We start from the raw sequence: 17,814 nt of genomic DNA, 5'->3' as shown, positions 1-17,814 counted from the left end.
ACAAAAATGCATCCTTGACCTGAACATTCTGACTAATTTGTGGCTGGGCGGGCGCTTGTTGACTGAACGCTCGCTCAGTAAATCCCCTTTAAAAAAGCCGATTTAACGGCATTTAAATGATGCTACCTCTTCTATTGTAAGCGATTTCAACTATTGAAACAAGTGGAGTTATAGAATGTTCGTAAATTATATAGCTGGTATTTTTTTATACTATTTAAACGACTGAAAAATATAATGAGATGAGTTGAAAGTTATCTTCTTCCATTTCATCCTCTTTATTCATTTATGCTGCTTAAAAATGTCCTTCCAGGTTTTTTCACGGATCATTCACCTGTCATGAGGAGTGGTGTTGGGATGGGACTTGTACTATGGGTTTTGGTTGTATTATTGTTTTTACTTTATTTTTTTGTATATGAATTAGTGAAAGAACAGAAGATCTCGAAACCGGATTTCACCGGTGAAGCCAGGTGGGAAATATTTAAACGACAGTCGCGCCAAAAGAATTTCAGACGTGGGTTATATCTGATTTTTATCGCTGGTGCGGCAATATGGTTAACCTTTTACGAATTTGCGGCTGAAGACTGGAACTTATTGCTTCTTGCTGCCTCCTCAGTTATTTTTATCGACATTTCAATTTTTTCAACACCAAGAATTAAAAAGATATGGAATACTGAATTTGATCTGGATGAAATTGAAGCATATCGATCGGATGCTGACGATACAGTCACAAGGTTGACTGCCAAGGCTTCTCACTTTGCTTTAGTTCATGAAAATATACCGGCTAACTTTAAGCATATCGATTACGGCACAGATATGCTGGACTTGGTGCACGATGTACTGCAGAGTTATTTATCAAGATTCGGACTGCTCGCTCACATTTATGAATTTTATGAGGCGGCTGACAGACAGACTGAGGAATTTGATTATCAGATTTATGAGGAAGATTTAATAGGGGTTTTAGAAGATATTGCTTCTACCTTCAGTTTGAACTTTGAAGATCAGGATTTTTTGAGTGATGCATACGAAGAGTTCATTAAAAAATTTCAGGCAACTAATTTACCTATCCATGCCGAACCATCCATGAATAAAATGATCAGTAACCTGCTCCTAAACGAAAATTATACGTTAACGTTGTTTTCCAGTAATCGCTCATACATGCTCACGCCGACTTTTTTGGATAGAAGACTGTATCTTATCCTGATTGTCTGCCGATATGGTGAGATTGATACGCTCGATGGCTCTCTGGTTCCCCAGCTTGTTCAAACTACAATACAGAATTATGAATGGGGCACTCAGAAAGAAGCCGGTGTTCGTTAGAAGTTAAGCAGGTGCAATGAATTGATGGGAGGTGGTATGCAGTGTCGGGACTAACTAATGATCCCAGCAATCATGAATATGTGAAAGAAGAATCTCAAAAAACGATTCGCGTAAAAATTAAGTCAGCAAGCGACCATAGCTGTGTCAGTCAATTCGATTTGAATGCTAAATCGAACGTGACGAAAGTAGGGAAATATTCTGTACCGCAGCATGAAAAAGAAAGAAAAAAACGCGGCAGCCATATCATATCGATGCTTAGATAAGGCGATTCGATACGATCAATAAAAAACGACCTGGCCGTCGTTAGAAGCAGCCAGGTCGTTTGGTTTTATTAGTGTATTCATTGTTTTTGAAATTTCTTATGCACTTTCAGCCGCCTGAGGCTTCCCAATCACACTCAGCTCAAGCAGTTCAGCAACATCCATTGTGCCAACTTCTTCTTCAACTTCCTTCGCCTTCGTACCGTCTGACAGCATTGTCAGGCAGTATGGACAGCCGGAGCTGATCATGGATGGTTCAACGACGAGTGCCTGTTCTGTACGGGCAACGTTTACGCGGTGGCCTTTGTCTTCTTCCATCCACATGAGTCCTCCGCCGGCGCCACAGCACATGCCTTTTTCACGGTTACGTTCCATTTCCACAAGCTGAACGCCTGGGATAGACTTCAGGATTTCACGCGGCGGATCGTATACTTCGTTGTAGCGGCCGAGGTAGCATGAGTCGTGGAAGGTGATCTTCTCGTTGACTGCATGTACCGGCTTCAGCCTGCCGCGCTCCACCAGCTCTGCAAGTACTTCTGTGTGGTGGTAGACTTCAGCTTTCAGGCCGAATTCAGGATACTCATTTTTAAAGACATTGTATGCGTGAGGATCGATGGTTACGATCTTTTTCACGTCATTTTTTTCAAACTCAGCGATGTTCGCATTCGCAAGCTCCTGGAATAAGAATTCATTTCCAAGTCGGCGCGGTGTGTCACCTGAGTTTTTCTCTTTGTTACCGAGAATCGCGAATTTTACGCCTGCTTCATTCAGCATTTTTGCAAATGACAGCGCGATTTTCTGGCTTCGGTTGTCAAATGAACCCATTGATCCAACCCAGAAAAGGTATTCGAATTCTTCGTCTGCTTTTTTCATTTCTTTCACTGTAGGAACCACAACGTCTTCGCGTGCTTCTCTCCAGTTTTCTTTTTCTTTACGGTTCAGACCCCAAGGATTACCCTGACGCTCAATGTTTTGCATTGCGCGCTGTGCATCCGGCTCCATTTTACCTTCAGTCAGAACAAGGTAACGGCGCAGGTCAATAATTTTATCAACGTGCTCATTCATAACAGGACACTGATCTTCACAGTTACGGCACGTTGTACAAGCCCAGATTTCCTCTTCTGTGATAACATCACCAATCAGGCTTGGGTGGTACATATCGATCGCTGCTTCAGTGCCGCCGTTTGCTGCAGCTGCTGCGATCTGGTTGCCTTTTGTCTGGGCAAAAGCAGGTGCCGGTACCCATGGAGACTGTGATGTCACAGCCGCTCCTGTAAATGTCAGGTGGTCACGGATTTTTGTGATCAAATCCATTGGCGACAGCATTTTACCTGTACCGGTTGCCGGACACATATTCGTACAGCGTCCACACTCAACACATGCATAAAGGTCAATCATCTGAAGCTGTGTGAAGTCTTCCACTTTCCCAACGCCGAACGTTTCCTGTGATTCGTCTTCAAAATTGATGCTGCGAAGCTTACCAGGATTATCAAGACGGTTGAAATATACGTTGATCGGTCCAGCAATTAAGTGCGCGTGCTTTGATTGCGGCACGTATACTAAGAAGCCTAACAGGAATAATAAGTGTACCCACCATGCAAAATAGAAAATGACTGCATTCGCTGTAGTACCCATCCAGCCGGTTGCAAGTGCAATGACTGAGGCAACAGGTTCAGTCCATGTCGGCTCGTGACCGAAGAAGACGATTCCCGCTCCATTTCCAAGTAACACAGATACCATCAGTCCGCCGATAAAAATCAGTACAAGGCCTGATTTAAAACCCCTTTTCAGACGGACAAGCTTTTCCATGTAACGGCGGTAGAACGCCCATGCCACTGCGACAAGAATCATTAATGTAACAAGCTCCTGGAAAAACGTGAATCCAGGGTAGAAAATACCGAGCGGCAAGTGCTCACCAGGTACAAGTCCTTTGTAAATGAAGTCAATCGCTCCAGCCTGTACAAGCAGGAAGCCATAGAAGAACATGACGTGAATCAATCCGCTCTTCTTATCCTTCAATAATTTTTTCTGGCCAAACACCTGAACCATGATCTTCTTCATGCGTTCTTTGACATTGTTATCAAACTCTTCTTTTTTACCGAGCTTAATAAAGTCATAGCGTGATTTAACCAGATAGCCAAATAAATAGACTGCGTAAGCGGTTACAAGAATAAACGCAATCCAGTTAACAATCAGCAAAATATCCCCAATGCTCATGTTCGCTGCACTCCTCCCAAAGTTGTCTGACACTTTCTTATACTCATTATATAATGAATGAGCATTCAGTCAATGGATTTTCAGAATTTTTCTCTTTCATTTTACAGGTTCTGCTGTTATTTGGACATACTATTTTCGAGAAAGGAGTCGGATGATGAAAATATTTGTCTGGATCGCCCTGCTTGTTATCTGGCTCAGACTGGACTGGCTGGCAGGATTGAAAAAAAATAAAAAAAATTATGCTTCTCCCTATACAAAGAAAAATGCTGAAGCAACTTTTTTTGACGACGGCGTGGAATGGATGAAGCAGCTTGAAGATGATTGTCTGAATGCTGTCTGTACAATCGATATCATGTTTTTTATTTTACAGCCTGATGATGCCGGACAGCGCCTGATGAAGCTGCTTGTCAAAAAAGCACGTGAAGGTGTCCGCGTGCGTCTGATGCTGGATGCAATTGGCAGCCGTTCCTTTAAAAAGTCACTTAAACATATACCGCATGAAGAAGTCATCATTCAATTCAGCCGTCCGTTTTCTTTTAAAGGAAGCTGGTTTTTCATGCAGAAAAGAAATCATAAAAAGCTTGCCGTGATTGATAAGAAAATTGCACATGTCGGGGGATTTAATATTGGACTTGAATATTTACATCTGGATCCTGTTTTGACACCCTGGCGAGATTATCATCTGAGACTTACGGGGGAGATTACACAGGATTGTCAGACGGAATTTGAGCGCGACTGGCGTGAAGAGTTTGTAGAACCTGATTCAGCAGGAAACGGTCAATACCAGCTCGTCTCTTCTGAAGCAGTGGATCAGGAAGCATTCATCTGCAGCCTGCTCCAAAAAGCTTCTTCATCGATTTTTATCGGCTCGCCTTATTTTATTCCGACTCAAAAAGTTGAGACCTGCTTATTTAATGCGCTTGAAAAAGGAGTCAAACTAACCGTTCTGGTACCTGGTACACCTGACCATCCACTTGTACAGCCAGCCTCCTACCGCTATTTACGCAGGTTAATCAGTAAAGGTGCTGACATTTATCAATTTCAAAACGGTTTTTATCACGCAAAAGCAATTTTGATTGATGGAAAGCTGTGTGATATCGGCACAATGAATTTTGACCGGAGAAGTCTGCTGATTAATGAGGAGTTAAATGTGGTGACAGAGGATGTTACTGTGATTCATTCTCTTAAAACAAGCTTTGAAAAAGATCTGGCGGAGTCGGTGAAGCTGAAGCAGGGTGATTTGAAGGTGCAGCCTATAAAAGAGTCTGCTGCATGGTGTGTGGGGCATTTGCTGTAGTGGAATAGGCAAAGAGTATCATGTACTCTCTGCCTGCTGCACTACCAAAGCGGCTCATCTTCATTTGACAATTTCACGCCCAACGGCATGACGAGTATCGCGATTACGAAAACTGCTACTGCCAGTATTGCAAGCGAAGTGAAAGATAATTCCAGGAACAGCCCACTAAAAATAATAATGAAGCTGACCAGTCCTGAAAGAGTCGCAGAACGCTTTCTTGTATTTTTAGTCACATACTGTTTTTCACCACAGTGCGGGCATTTCATTGGACTGTTGAACCACATGATGCGTTTAAAAGCTTTCGAATAAGGCCATTTTTGATGACAGTTTTGACAGACAGCCATTTTGGTTCCTCCTTCGTGATCCTTATAGTAGTTATACGAATGAACGCGGGAAAAGTTCCCTGGATTGTTGTGATTGCTACATCCTGCGCGTGGATTGCGACAACTTCCCGGGTGTATCACGACAACTTTGGTCATGATTGCGACAACTTTCCCGGTGTATCGCTACAACCTGGGTCCCGATCGCTACAACCGCCTCAGTCCACCACACCCTCTTCATGCCCTTAAGCATCAGTCTTTTAATTTCCTAAGGGCATCAAGAGGGTGTGGGCTAGCAAGTCAGAAGGTGGATCTGACACGACTAATTTTGCTTTGCTACATTCTGCGACAGGATTGCTACAAGTTCCCGGGTGTATCGCTACAATCTCGACCAGGACTACGACAACTTCCCGGGTGTATCGCTACAAATCCGGCCACAATTGCTACATCTCCATGAAAAAAGCCTGCAGCATCAATCCACTGCAGACCTTCTCCCCACAATCCAGCACGTTGCCGGACCAGCTGATTTATTTACATCAACGCTGAAATCAGGTATTTGTGCATCAATAACAAGCTGCTCACACATCCGCATCCATTCAGCGGCAATCCCTTTTGAACCGGCCGGCCAGATCACCGCAACTGATGGATCATCAACGTATGAACGCGCAAGACTTAGCGGCGCCACATCCGCTGCTTCTTCAACTACTTCCATGCCAACGAGCGGTTTTCCGGCAAGAGACCATTCCAGCGGACCACTTACTTCTGAAAAATCCCGTACCCTTTCACCAATCACGGTGACTGCCACGGCGGACTGCTGAAGCGTCATATTTGATTCGGTACTGCCTGTGATAGCTGCGTCCGCTCCAATTTCCGCCAGTCCCTGCTTTACTCCGGACTCAAGCTTTGTCCAGGCTGCGTCCCCGCAAAAATTATGAATCACGACCGAAACCGGTACTGCACCTGCTGAAAAGCAGTCCATCAATGCTGTACGAAAAGCATAGTAGGCGACCATGTCATACGGAACCTTGACCTCATCAAGCGGCTTTTCACCAATGCCGCCGCTATTATCAGAGGTCATTACAATTACCTGATCGCCTCCCACCCATTCCATTGCGTTACGTCCAAAAGCAGACTTATTCATCTTTGGATTTTTTATTTGTACGGAACACTTTTGCGCTGCGGATATACTCTACATCTGAAATTCCCTGGCGTGCATTCACAACGCGCGCGCAAGCAAACAGGTAATCGGATAGACGGTTTAGATACTGCTGCGGTGTCCCAGGCAGTTCTGCATCAAGCTTTGCAAGCGCTACGGTCTGGCGCTCTGCACGGCGCGTAACGGTTCTTGCAATATGAAGCGTCGCTGCTGCAGGTGAACCGCCAGGCAGAATAAATCTTTCAAGCTCAGGTGCTTCCTCCATCAGTTCATCTATTCTTTTTTCAAGCTGTTCTACTGCCTTCGGATCAAGCTTCCACTCACGGCGGCTTGATACATTTGCAAGGTCACCGCCTGCATCAAACAGTTCGTGCTGGATGGCTTCAAGGTCTGCTAAAATATCTGCAAACTTTTCAGCATCAAGCTCTGTGACAGCTTTTCCGACGAAGCTGTTTGCTTCATCAATTGTGCCGTATGCTTCCACGCGGACATCATCTTTAAAGACGCGTCCCCCGATTAGACTTGTCTGTCCTTTATCCCCTGTTTTCGTGTAAATTTTCATCTTAACTCCTCCTTTGTTTTCAGCTCTTCTGCAATACCATACCAGACTCTTGTCACACGTTCTGCTTTTAATGCGGAATATTGATGACACCATCCAAGAATGTCACGCGTGAAGCGCTGTTCTTTTTCAATTGGCACGATCCCTTTAGACTGATCTGTTCCAATGATGACGACGCGCCTGTCAGGATGTCCGTTTTCCCATTCGATTAAACGGTCTACTTCCTGCTTCCATGTTTGTACGACTTCATCACTATCATGTCCAAATTGCTTGAAAATCCAGTGTTCAAGGTCTGTAGATAAAATGTTGTTCACACCGTCGTCCAGGCTTTTCCCAGGCTCACTGATTTCCTGAAAGGGAGCCTCGTCAAGCTGCGATGCTACCCATTTTCGTTTGCCATTGAAGGCACCGCCGATAACAAAGTGCACCGGTCTCCCCTCCCGAATGACGCTGCGTCTTTCCACACAAGGGTAAGCCCTTCACCGTGAAGCGGTTTCCAGTCCCAGAAATCCTTTTCTTCAGGCGCAAGCTCTGTCAGCAGCTTTCTGATCGGACCACCGTGCGCAACGATGGCGATATCCCTGACTTCATCATGCAGACACCATTCGCGGATCGTCTTCCATGCTTCCATCACGCGATCTGAAAAGTCTTTAAATGACTCACCATTCTCAGGCTGCATTAATTCGGGATTATTGAGCCACTCTGCGAAATCCTCACGCTTTTGCAGTTCATCCGCTTTACGGCCTTCCCATTCACCGAAATTGATTTCACGCAGTCCGCGATGCTGAATTTTCGGCTGATCGGGGAATAAAATATCCGCTGATTCCACACACCTTTTTAAATCACTGATCACCACACGCTCTGCGTCAGGACGGTGTGCTTTTGTTTCATGCAGACGGTCAACCCCGTCCTGTGAGATTGACACATCTGACCAGCCAATATACACCTTATCCTGGTTTTCCTTTGTTACCCCATGACGATAGAGAGATAACACCACACGAGTATCAGACTCCATAATTCTCCTCCTTCAACTGAAGCACCAAGCGTATCTCCGGAGATACCGCCAAATGCTTTTTTAAAAAAGATGACGTTCATGAACGTAAAGATCACTGCTCCTGCTAAAAGCACTGCCAATAACGGCCACAGCCCGGGTGAAAACAACAGTGGGATGAGCAACACCAGACTGACCACACCTGCTTTTAACAGCACACGATCCGTTAAATAACGTTTTAAGTAATGTGCCATTCCCTCTTGCCTGGCAAGCTGCGCTTTTACGAGTAAAACCGCAATCATCAGCCGTGACAGCACCGGTATCCAGAAAAGCCAGAGCCAATCTGTCACCCCCTGCATGGCAAGATCCAGCAGCAGAATGAACTTTGACGCCAGCAGGACAATCAGTGACAGTACACCAAATGCACCGACTCTAGGATCCTTCAAAATTTCATGCCGTTTTTCAACATCTCTATATGAAAAGTAGGCATCACTCACATCTGTCCAGCCGTCCAGATGCAGACCGCCTGTCAGGACGATCAATGTCAGACAGATGAGAAATGCAGTGATCAGCGGACTCACAGAAAAAAGATGGTCTGCAGTGAATTCGACACTGATGGATACACTTCCAATGATTGCGCCGATCAGGGGCAGAAGCCCGATCATCCAGTTGACCGTCCGCTGATTCATGTCAATTTCACGGCGGATTGGCAGCACTGTGAAAAACTGAATAGCAAGTAAAAATCCTTTTAACATGATGATACTTTCTCTAATGCAAGCTTATCATATTGCCTGAGGTTCATTCCCACATCTCACCTTTCCGGATCAGCGCAAGGCCTGCTTCCATTTCAACTGCACAATTGCTTTCTTTTACAAGCACCTGATGAACTTCACCGATCATGCGCTGATAGTCTGATGTGAACCCCTCTGTAAAAACTGGTTCACTGAGCACTTCATTTGAGACGATATAAAGGTCAGCCTGCATTCTGACTGATTTGATAAAGTAGCACAGATCATGCATAACCTGCGCTTTTTCAGACCCTCTCATCAGTTCATTTGTCAGCCAGGTCGTCACGCAGTCCCAGACGACAATGGCACGCTCCGGTATTTTTCTGATTGCTTCCGGCAGATCAACAGGCTGCTCAATGGTGAGCCAGTTCTCATCCGCGCGATCTTTCCTGTGTCTTTCAATCCGCTCCTTCATTTCACGGTCAAAGGCTACACCTGAAGCGAGATATACCAGACTGCCTCCGGTTTCATGCTGCAGGCTCACCGCTTCATGTTCTGCCCATCCGGTTTTTCCGCTTCTGACACCGCCAATGATGACTGTCACTGTACCCATAACGTAATCGCCTCAATCAGCTTTTTGTTTTGTTCCGGCAGCTTGATCCCGACTCTCAGCCAGCTGCCGTCAAGTCCGCGGTAATTGTAAGTGTGCCTGAGAACAAGTCCTTCTCTGAGTAAAAACCGCCAAAGCTCTTCCGTCTGCTGAGGATCCGGCGGCTGGATACATACATAGTTAGCTGCTGAGTCAGATATTTTAAAGCCAAGGTCACGCAAGGCATCTGTAAAACGTGATCTTTCCTTTTGGGTAAATGAGCACACTTTTTCAGTGTAAGACGGCTCCTGCAAGACAGTCTCCCCTGCTAATAGTGCGAGCTGATTCACATTCCAGTGAGGCAGCCACTGACTGATTTCTTTTACAGTCTGCTCATTTGAAAGCAGATAGCCGAGCCGAAGTCCTGCAATGCTGTACATTTTGGTCATCGATCTGAAAATAATCAGTGACGGGCTGCCAGTGTGATCTGCAAGTGAGTAGTGTTCTCCGGCCATATCAATAAAGGCTTCATCAAGCAGCAGGGTACTGCCTGATTTTTCAGCTGTTTTGAGCCATGATAAAATCGTTTCTTTTTTAAGCAGGATACCTGTCGGATTGTTAGGGTTGCAGATGAAAAGTGCACAATCAGGCTTAGAGAGAAACGAATGAATTTCATCTTCATCCGGCTGAAAGCTCATTGATTCATTCGTGTAAAAGTGATGAACCATTGCCCCATTCGCCTGAATAACCCTTTCATATTCACTGAATGCAGGATGAATCACGCCGACTGTCTTTCCCTGAAAACTTCTGAGCGCTGTCATCATTAATTCTGATGCGCCGTTTCCCAGCAGCACCTGCGATTCCTTTACCTGATGCTTTTTGGCAATCTGCTTTTTCAATCCCCTTCCTTCAGGATCAGGGTAGGAGGAAATTGCATTGTACCATTGATCCCACTGCTCTTTTAAATGTGCAGGCGGACCGGCCGGCATACTGTTTTCACTGAAATCAATAATGTCTTCAGGTGCGCTCAGATTCAGTGACTCGTATAATCGAAGCGGATTAGCGCCATGTGAAGGTAAGGTCAAAAAGGGTCCCTCCAATCCAGCAGCATGCAAGAAACAGCCAGGCTGTCCGGTGCATGATGGTGATGGTTTGTTCAATATGTTGTACGGTGAGCGGTTCCTCAGACAGACCGATGACAGGCCTGTTTGAGGTCACACCCTGATATGTATTCGTTCCACCGAGTTTAATATGTAAGAGCAGTGCGACAGCTGCTTCACCCCAGCCGCTGTTTGGACTTGGGTGCTTTTTTGCCTGTGCGGGCAGTTCTTTTAAAAGCGTGCTTCTTCTGCCATGTGCAGGCTTTTTTGTCATCAGCATCAGCAGCGCTGTGATCCTTGCCGGAATCCAGTTTGCCAGATCATCAAGCCTTGCGCTCGCCCAGCCGTACACAGCGTAACGTTCGTTTTTATAGCCGACAATTGAATCGCCGGTGTTAACCGCTTTATATACCCAGATACCCGGCGCACCGAATATCAGCGCCCAGAACATAGGAGCTGTAACCCCGTCACTTGTATTTTCAGCGACTGTTTCAATCGTTCCGCGTGCAATCTCTGATTCGTCAAGATGTTCTGTATCCCGCCCGACAATCCAGGAGAGCTTGGTTCTGGCTTCTTTCATGTACCCTTTTTGAAGCGGCACGGAGACTTCCTGAGCTGCGTCAGCCAGACTTTTAGAGGCAAGTGCTGAAGTAATCAGGAGCGTTTCAACTATAAAGCCTGCAATCCAGTGAACCTGATTGCTTCCGTAGACGAGTAAAGCTGTGATCAGTAACGTTATTGTAAGCACTGAACATACGCTGACGATCCCTCTCAGCTTACGTAATCGTCCTTTATTTAACCTGCGCTCAAGCCATATAATGAAAGATCCGATCCACCTGACAGGGTGCGGCCAGGCGGGCGGATCTCCAATTAATCTATCAAGACAGAGTGCGAGCGTGATTGCAGCTGCATGTGTGATCATGATGTTCCCTTTCGTTTACGGTAAATCTTTATTGCTTCTGTCGTACATTCCACAATCCCTTTACCAATCAGCTTTCCGAGCGGCGTGATGGAGCCTGCGTATTGCACGAAAGACCCATGCTGTGTGGCAGCAACCATTGCGCTGTCCGTTGAAGTGCCGGTTGCAAGGGTGCCTGTGAGCGGATCCTTTACATCAGCATTCTGCAGCGCTTTAACTTTTGCTTCAGTTGCCGTCATCATTGCCTGAATAAACGCTTCATCTGACAGCTTGCCGTTAATAAAGATCCAGCTGTTGATAGTACCGATTGTCGCCTGGCGATCCCGTTCATGGGAAAGTGAGACGTCAACTGCGTTTCCTACACCTGCGGTCACCGCGATCACGACTGACAATCCGTTCTCTTCGTACTCACGGATCACAACATCCTCCACCATCACAGCTGTCATCATCCCGACAGTGTCAGCGGCATTCCATCCATTTTGGGCAGCGTACATTTTCATATCTTCATAGCTGTCGTCACATTCATAATCCATCGGCACGTGCCGGTTGACGAAATGATGATACCAGCCAAGCCCTGCTCCGATCACTGCTGATGATAAAGTTTTCAGCGACTGGGGTGCTTCAACGTGAATATGATCAGCGGTAATTGTGAAATGCTCTTTCGTAATCTCAGATGGCAACCTTTGTCCGTGGTTTGGCAGCAGTGTGACCTGCGGCTTAGGCAGCTCAGGGTGTGACTGCGTATGAACACGCGCCTGATACACCCGTTCCACCGTTTCTTTATTCATCACATGCCCCGGCTCAGCCAGCTGCACGGTTTCCCCATTGTGTAAAAGCAGCAGCCGGTCGCAATATAGCGAGGCGATATTTAAATCGTGAAAAATTGATATCACCGTCAGTTCATGCGTTTCGGTCCATTCCTTTAAAAGATCAAGCAGCTGCTTCTGATAGGACAGATCCAGATGGTTCGTCGGTTCATCCAGTAATAGCAGCTTCGGCTCCTGTGCCAGTGCCTGTGCTAAAAACACGCGCTGACGCTCCCCGCCTGAGAGGTCCTGAATTGATTTCCCTTCAAATTCGAGGACGCCGGTCTGCTTCATCGCTTCTTTTACCGCTTTTTCATCCTGAGCCGTCCAGGGTGCAAACATACCTTTCTGGTGAGGATAGCGGCCCATCGACACAGTTTCACGTACTGTATAGTCAAATGCATGGCTGTGCAGCTGCGGCAGGACAGCAATTTCGCGTGCCAGCTGCTTAGCGGAATAACTTTTAAGCGGCTGGTCCTTAAATGAAACATCCCCTGCACTGCAAGGCAAAAGTCCGCTGATCATTTTCATCAGCGTCGTTTTCCCGCTGCCATTTGGTCCGAGAATGCCGAGAATCTCCTGCTTCTGAAGCTCAAATGAAACGTTTTTCACAACATCCTTTTCACCATAACCACCGCTGATCTGTGAAGCCTTCAGCATCGCTACCCTCTCCTTTCTTTACGTTTTTGTATGAGTATCAGCCCAAATACCGGTGCCCCGATCAACGCTGTAATGACTCCGATCGGCAGCTCAGTTGGTGCCACAATCGTTCTTGCGACAAGGTCACATAAAATCAGCAGACTCGCTCCATTTAGAATCGAGAGCGGCAGCACGTGACGGTGATCTGACCCTGTCAGCATTCTGACCATGTGCGGTACCACAAGCCCGACAAAGCCAATCGTGCCTGACACGGCGACAGCTGCACCTGTTAATAGTGAACCTGAGGCTAACACAACAAACTTTCTCCGCTGAACATTTACCCCAAGATGCTGGGCACGCTCCTCGCCAAATGCCATTGCATTCAGCTCACGTGCATTCCAGATTAAAAGGAGTGCACCAATCACAAAGAACGGCGCAATCAGGCGGATATACTCCCAGCCTCTCATTGACACACTGCCCAGCAGCCAGTTGATGATCTGTCTGAGCTCATCTCCTGTTAATGCAATCATCAGTGATAAAATCGAGCCGAGAAATGAACTGAAGATGATCCCCGTGAGAATAATCGTTTCCATTTTCATCGATTTTTCGACCATTCTGGCAAAGCCCAGCACAATCACAAGTGTCAGAAGGGCCGCTAAAATACTGATCACCGGTAATGTGAAGCTGCCGAGTCCCGGAATCGAGAGTCCGAGAAAAATGGTAGCCACTGCGCCGACTGACGCACCTGATGAGACACCAAGCGTATAAGGGTCAGCGAGCGGGTTTTTCAGCAGTCCCTGAAACGACGCACCTGCAATCGCAAGTGATGCACCGACAAGAGCGGCAAGGATCACCCGTGGAAACCGGATATCCAGCACAATTGAGTTGAACATCGGATCCAGTGCTTCTCTATTACTGAATGCACCTGCGAAAATGCTGAGCATTTCCATAACAGGCACCCGTACAGAGCCAACAGTGACCCCGAGTGTAAATGCAGTCAGCAGGAGCAGGATGGAAACAGTATATCCCGCCCAGACTTTATTCCGCGAAAACATCAGGATAGATCGCTTCTGCAAGCGCCTGCGTTCCTTCTACCAGTCTTGGGCCTGAACGTGTAACAGGATCAGAAGGGACTTCAAATACCGCCTCTTCTGTTACTGCAGTCACCTGACTGAATCCTTCGTAAGTCAACCACTGGTTCACCGCATCTTCAACATAATAACCGTATGTGAGAAGCGCCACATCAGGATTACGAGAGACAACTTCCTCTTCTGTTAAAGGAACAAAGCCTTCCTGATCCGCCATCACATTTTCAGCATTGATTAGATCAAGCATTTCCTGAATAAACGTGTTGTTTCCTGCCACATACATTTCAGGCGGTCCTGCCACATCTACTAAAACTGATTTCTGGTCTTCTTCTGAAATGCCGGCTGCTTTTTCTGCAATCTCATCAAATCCAGTCTGCATATCAGCAATAATCTGCTCAGCTTCTTCAGTTGTGCCAGTCACCTGACCAATCATCTCAATCGTGTCGTACACTTCATCAAACGTCATCGCGTTTTCAATGACCACAACCGGGATACCTGCATCTTCAATCTGCTGAAGACCATCGGCACCGCCCGGATTTGACGCATGCGCAAGCACCACATCAGGCTGAAGTGAGATAATCTTTTCTACGTTAAATTCCATGCCCCCGATTTTCTCAACTTCCATCGCTTCTTCAGGATAGTTATCAAAGTCAGATACCCCAACAATTTCTTCATCCAGTCCAAGTGCGTATGCGATTTCTGTATTACTTGGCAGCATAGATACAATTGCGTCAGGCTGCTCTTCGATTGTAATCTCATCACCGTTTGCATCAGTCACTGTAACCGGGAATGATGATGCTTCAGATTCAGCAGACTCTTCTGTTGCTTCTTCCTGCTGGTCGTCTGCCGGCGTTTCCTCTGTTGTTTGCTCTGTGCTGTCTGAGCAGGCTGCAAGAACGCCTGCTGCGAGTAATACTGGTAACCATTTTTTCATTTTGTGTTCCTCCGTCTTATGATTTTTTGCAATAAAAAAACATCTCACGCGGGAGATGCAGGGTTGCAGGGTATAGCCGTATGTAAAAAAACGGAGAGGCTGCAACACCCGCCCATATCCTCGTAGGCGTGTCTGGTGCTTGGAATCAAGGCAGGTCTCCTGGCTCATGACACTTTAGTAACTGCCTCCTTCCCATAGCTTAAGCTACAGTGGCTGCGGCAGACACAAGTCATTTACAGTGGCGGGACCGCGCTGGAATTACACCAGCTTCCCTTTTAACTGATCATTGATGATCAGCACCTCTATCCGTTCGTATTGAAATGTTTTTCCAATGCTATTATAGCACTTAGGTTTGGTGAGTGTGCAAGGGATTTTTCACCAGTGGGGTTGTGGTTCAGGAGAAAACCAGTGAGGTTCAGGAAATTTCCTGGGTGGTTCCGGAGATTACACCTGTTGTTCATGAAATTACCTGTATGGTTCAGGACATTTTGACATCGGTTCCTGAAATTATGACAAATGACCTACTCCCCGACCCATATAAAAGCCGCCCGGCGCAGGCCGGACGGCAGACAAATCAGCTTTTGATTTCAAGTGGTCTTAAGCTCGCTTCAATTTGAGCGCGCTTTGGCTCAAGGAATGGCGGCAGCGAAAGTTCTTCTCCAAGGTGCTCCATGTCCTCGTCTGTTGCAAAGCCCGGCTCATCAGTTGCCAGCTCAAACAGAATGCCGTTTGACTCACGGAAGTAAATTGAGCGGAAATAGTAGCGGTCCACTTCGCCTGATGTCATCAGACCGAAGCTTCGGATACGGTCATCCCACTTTTCATACTCCTCAAAAGTCGGAATCCGGAATGCCACGTGGTGCACGCTTCCCCGTCCTGGACGCTCAGGCGGAAGATCAGGCCGCTCTTCGATATGGACTTCAGCACCCGTTCCGCCTTCCGCAACAGACATGACCTGTATTGCAGGCAGCTCTGCACCGGCACGGTTTGGATACTCACCCACTTTTTCAAAACCAAGCACCTGCTCTAGTACTGCAATGGTTTTTGCCGCACGGCGTACAGTCAGGGTCACCGGTCCGAGCCCCACAATGGCATGCTCTTCAGGCACATCAGCACCAGTCCACGGCACGCCCGGTGCAACGCCTTCCTCACCGTTATCCGCTACAAGCATGAGACGTGATCCCTCTTCATCCTCAAAATAAAGTGTGTCACGTCCCGCACGCTTTTCAATGTCATCATGACGGACATTCAATTCTTCAAAACGCTTTTTCCAGTAGTGAAGCGACTCAGTCGTTGGTACACGGAATGCAGTATTTGAAATACTCGAAACGCCTGGATACGTGCGTCCGGCCATCGGGATATCGAAATAAGTCATGTCTGTTCCCGGGCTGCCCACTCCATCTGCATAAAATAAGTGATAAGAAGATGTGCTGTCCTGATTGACAGTTTTCTTAACAAGGCGCATGCCTAATGTCTGTGTAAAAAATTTATGATTTTTCTCAGCAGCCGATGTAATGGCTGATACGTGATGAATTCCTGTTACTTTCATGATTACCACTCCTTTTATCTCGAAACTGAGATATTTTATATCCTTATTGTATGTCTGATTGTAAAAGAATGCAAGAAAAATATCTCGAATTCGAGATATTTTTAGTTTGCTGTATTTCCGCTTCATTTGTAGCATTTCCCTTTAAACTTGTAGCGATACACCCAGGAAGCTGTCGCAATCCAGCCAGAAGTTGCAGCAATCCCCGCGTAAGCTTGTACCTTTCCCGCTCCAGGTAGTCGCAATCCGGAAGGACTTCATCACATCATCAAACACAAAAAACCTCTCCCACCCTATAAAAGATGGGAAAGGCGATTTACTCCGTGTCCCGGAACCTGAACATAGACTCATAATAGTGCGTACGAACGTCTGTCTCAAAAGAGGACCTGCTCCAAACATTTGTTTTATCATTGGTTTCCTTTGTCTCAACTAACCTCAGTTCTCCGCCATCAAGGGTCATGATGTCAGACTCTACTATTTTTAATTCATTCTGATCGGCATCTAATGCACGGATCCTCACCTGTACCTCTTTCTCTTCATCCAGGTTGTTTTTTACGTAAAAGAAATTGCTGTATTCCTCATCATAACAACCTGATCTGAAACATTCCTGCTCTGAGTTCATAAATAAAACGCTCACTTCCTCATTCGTTTCTTCTTCTGAAAGCGCCTCAACCGCCTTATCTACTTTGTACGAATAAGACATCTTTTGCGCAAACGGATAAACCCAGGCCGTGAAAAAGAGAATGACGAAGCAAAAGACCCCTGTAAAAATCCACAGCCCCTTAGGGTTATAAAAGGATTTAGGTGCACCTTTGTGAACGATGTGTACAATGATGTTAACAATGGAAAATATAAGAAGAAAAGCACCGGTCACGATGAGTGCGACCATCATCCCAAATGAATTTTGAAAGAATGGAAGATGATAAGAGCTATAAAAATAGATATTTACCAGCACACTGATTAATGTGAGGGACAGGAAAAGAATCCCCGGCTTTTTCCACTCAATTTTTTCCCGTTTTCCATTTGTCACATCCGCTGAAAGCAAGATGAGCCAAAGAAAAGGCAGGCCAAAGATGAGAATGATTGTTGCAGTAATAACCATTGTATTCTTCCTTTCTGACGATAGATTAACAGCTAATTAGTTTAAGTATGTGTAACCAGTCTTCAAAGAATAGATACCTTATTTTTACTTGTTTTAAACGGTAAATAAGGTATTTTACGTAAATTATGTATGTTCACTTAATAATCTATTACACCAGGTGAGATAGCAAAGTGAAGGAGTTTAATAAATCCAACATATTTCTTTCTGCCTGGTCAGTGTAGACCGCGCAAGTGTGGCATTTCCTTT

18 protein-coding genes and 1 riboswitch are annotated in these 17,814 nt (G+C 46.1%); of the genes, 3 read left to right on the top strand and 15 right to left on the bottom strand.

The genetic code is table 11. The annotated features are described in order from the left end of the window. Window positions 1-354 precede the first annotated feature (354 nt). Both UFB30_RS03155 and UFB30_RS03150 read left to right on the top strand, forming a co-directional pair. Window positions 355-1,317, top strand: coding sequence for a type II toxin-antitoxin system SpoIISA family toxin (locus UFB30_RS03155; RefSeq protein ID WP_322420219.1), 963 nt, complete (start codon window positions 355-357; stop codon window positions 1,315-1,317). 41 nt (window positions 1,318-1,358) lie between these two features. Continuing rightward, window positions 1,359-1,580 (top strand): hypothetical protein, encoded by a 222-nt coding sequence (locus UFB30_RS03150; protein WP_322420218.1) that lies wholly within the window; start codon window positions 1,359-1,361, stop codon window positions 1,578-1,580. 96 nt (window positions 1,581-1,676) lie between these two features. On the opposite strand, the gene UFB30_RS03145 is transcribed toward UFB30_RS03150, so the two are convergent. After that, the gene (locus tag UFB30_RS03145; RefSeq protein ID WP_322420217.1) at window positions 1,677-3,794 is read right to left on the bottom strand and encodes a heterodisulfide reductase-related iron-sulfur binding cluster; all 2,118 of its coding nucleotides are present in this window, start codon (window positions 3,792-3,794) and stop codon (window positions 1,677-1,679) included. 154 nt (window positions 3,795-3,948) lie between these two features. Here UFB30_RS03145 and UFB30_RS03140 point away from each other — a divergent pair, with 154 nt between their 5' ends. Beyond that, window positions 3,949-5,091 carry a phospholipase D-like domain-containing protein gene (locus UFB30_RS03140; protein WP_322420216.1) on the top strand — a complete coding sequence of 381 codons (1,143 nt, stop codon included), beginning with the start codon at window positions 3,949-3,951 and terminating at the stop codon, window positions 5,089-5,091. A 41-nt stretch (window positions 5,092-5,132) separates the two neighbouring features. Here UFB30_RS03140 and UFB30_RS03135 read toward each other — a convergent pair whose 3' ends face one another. From UFB30_RS03135 to UFB30_RS03070, 14 genes are all read right to left on the bottom strand, one after another. Then, a complete protein-coding gene (locus UFB30_RS03135; protein WP_322420215.1) occupies window positions 5,133-5,435 on the bottom strand; it encodes a TIGR04104 family putative zinc finger protein in 303 nt (100 codons plus the stop codon). 448 nt (window positions 5,436-5,883) lie between these two features. Beyond that, window positions 5,884-6,522, bottom strand: a complete 639-nt coding sequence (locus UFB30_RS03130) for an ATP-binding protein (RefSeq protein WP_322420214.1) — start codon at window positions 6,520-6,522, stop codon at window positions 5,884-5,886. A gap of 22 nt (window positions 6,523-6,544) precedes the next feature. Next, the gene (locus UFB30_RS03125; protein ID WP_322420213.1) at window positions 6,545-7,129 is read right to left on the bottom strand and encodes a cob(I)yrinic acid a,c-diamide adenosyltransferase; all 585 of its coding nucleotides are present in this window, start codon (window positions 7,127-7,129) and stop codon (window positions 6,545-6,547) included. After that, entirely contained in the window at window positions 7,126-7,554 is a 429-nt protein-coding gene (locus tag UFB30_RS03120) for a bifunctional adenosylcobinamide kinase/adenosylcobinamide-phosphate guanylyltransferase (protein ID WP_322420212.1), read from the bottom strand. The genes UFB30_RS03125 and UFB30_RS03120 overlap by 4 nt, the downstream gene beginning before the upstream one ends. Further along, window positions 7,506-8,141: a histidine phosphatase family protein gene (locus UFB30_RS03115; protein WP_322420211.1), complete on the bottom strand. Its 636-nt coding sequence runs from the start codon at window positions 8,139-8,141 to the stop codon at window positions 7,506-7,508. Before UFB30_RS03115 ends, UFB30_RS03120 begins: the two co-directional genes overlap by 49 nt. Next, window positions 8,093-8,872 (bottom strand): adenosylcobinamide-GDP ribazoletransferase, encoded by a 780-nt coding sequence (cobS, locus tag UFB30_RS03110; protein WP_322420210.1) that lies wholly within the window; start codon window positions 8,870-8,872, stop codon window positions 8,093-8,095. Before cobS ends, UFB30_RS03115 begins: the two co-directional genes overlap by 49 nt. A 43-nt stretch (window positions 8,873-8,915) precedes the next feature. After that, on the bottom strand, window positions 8,916-9,458 hold the full coding sequence (locus tag UFB30_RS03105) for a bifunctional adenosylcobinamide kinase/adenosylcobinamide-phosphate guanylyltransferase (protein WP_322420209.1): 543 nt from the start codon (window positions 9,456-9,458) through the stop codon (window positions 8,916-8,918). Then, on the bottom strand, window positions 9,446-10,519 hold the full coding sequence (locus UFB30_RS03100) for a pyridoxal phosphate-dependent aminotransferase (protein WP_322420208.1): 1,074 nt from the start codon (window positions 10,517-10,519) through the stop codon (window positions 9,446-9,448). The genes UFB30_RS03105 and UFB30_RS03100 overlap by 13 nt, the downstream gene beginning before the upstream one ends. Continuing rightward, window positions 10,494-11,456, bottom strand: coding sequence for an adenosylcobinamide-phosphate synthase CbiB (gene cbiB, locus UFB30_RS03095; protein WP_322420207.1), 963 nt, complete (start codon window positions 11,454-11,456; stop codon window positions 10,494-10,496). Before cbiB ends, UFB30_RS03100 begins: the two co-directional genes overlap by 26 nt. Further along, a complete protein-coding gene (locus tag UFB30_RS03090) occupies window positions 11,453-12,919 on the bottom strand; it encodes an adenosylcobinamide amidohydrolase (protein WP_322420206.1) in 1,467 nt (488 codons plus the stop codon). The genes cbiB and UFB30_RS03090 overlap by 4 nt, the downstream gene beginning before the upstream one ends. 2 nt (window positions 12,920-12,921) lie before the next feature. Continuing rightward, window positions 12,922-13,974, bottom strand: a complete 1,053-nt coding sequence (locus tag UFB30_RS03085) for a FecCD family ABC transporter permease (protein WP_435390785.1) — start codon at window positions 13,972-13,974, stop codon at window positions 12,922-12,924. Beyond that, the gene (locus UFB30_RS03080; protein WP_322420205.1) at window positions 13,937-14,920 is read right to left on the bottom strand and encodes an ABC transporter substrate-binding protein; all 984 of its coding nucleotides are present in this window, start codon (window positions 14,918-14,920) and stop codon (window positions 13,937-13,939) included. The genes UFB30_RS03085 and UFB30_RS03080 overlap by 38 nt, the downstream gene beginning before the upstream one ends. 132 nt (window positions 14,921-15,052) lie before the next feature. Beyond that, window positions 15,053-15,239, bottom strand: a riboswitch (cobalamin riboswitch). A gap of 255 nt (window positions 15,240-15,494) precedes the next feature. Beyond that, window positions 15,495-16,469: a ring-cleaving dioxygenase gene (locus UFB30_RS03075; protein WP_322420204.1), complete on the bottom strand. Its 975-nt coding sequence runs from the start codon at window positions 16,467-16,469 to the stop codon at window positions 15,495-15,497. A gap of 313 nt (window positions 16,470-16,782) precedes the next feature. Next, window positions 16,783-17,568 (bottom strand): MFS transporter, encoded by a 786-nt coding sequence (locus UFB30_RS03070; protein WP_322420203.1) that lies wholly within the window; start codon window positions 17,566-17,568, stop codon window positions 16,783-16,785. Window positions 17,569-17,814 lie beyond the last annotated feature (246 nt).

Origin of the sequence: Jeotgalibacillus haloalkalitolerans, assembly GCF_034427455.1 — a bacterium.
Lineage (GTDB): Bacteria > Bacillota > Bacilli > Bacillales > Jeotgalibacillaceae > Jeotgalibacillus > Jeotgalibacillus haloalkalitolerans.
Note: the sequence above shows the minus strand (reverse complement) of the source record. Positions and strands in the feature narration are given on the sequence as shown.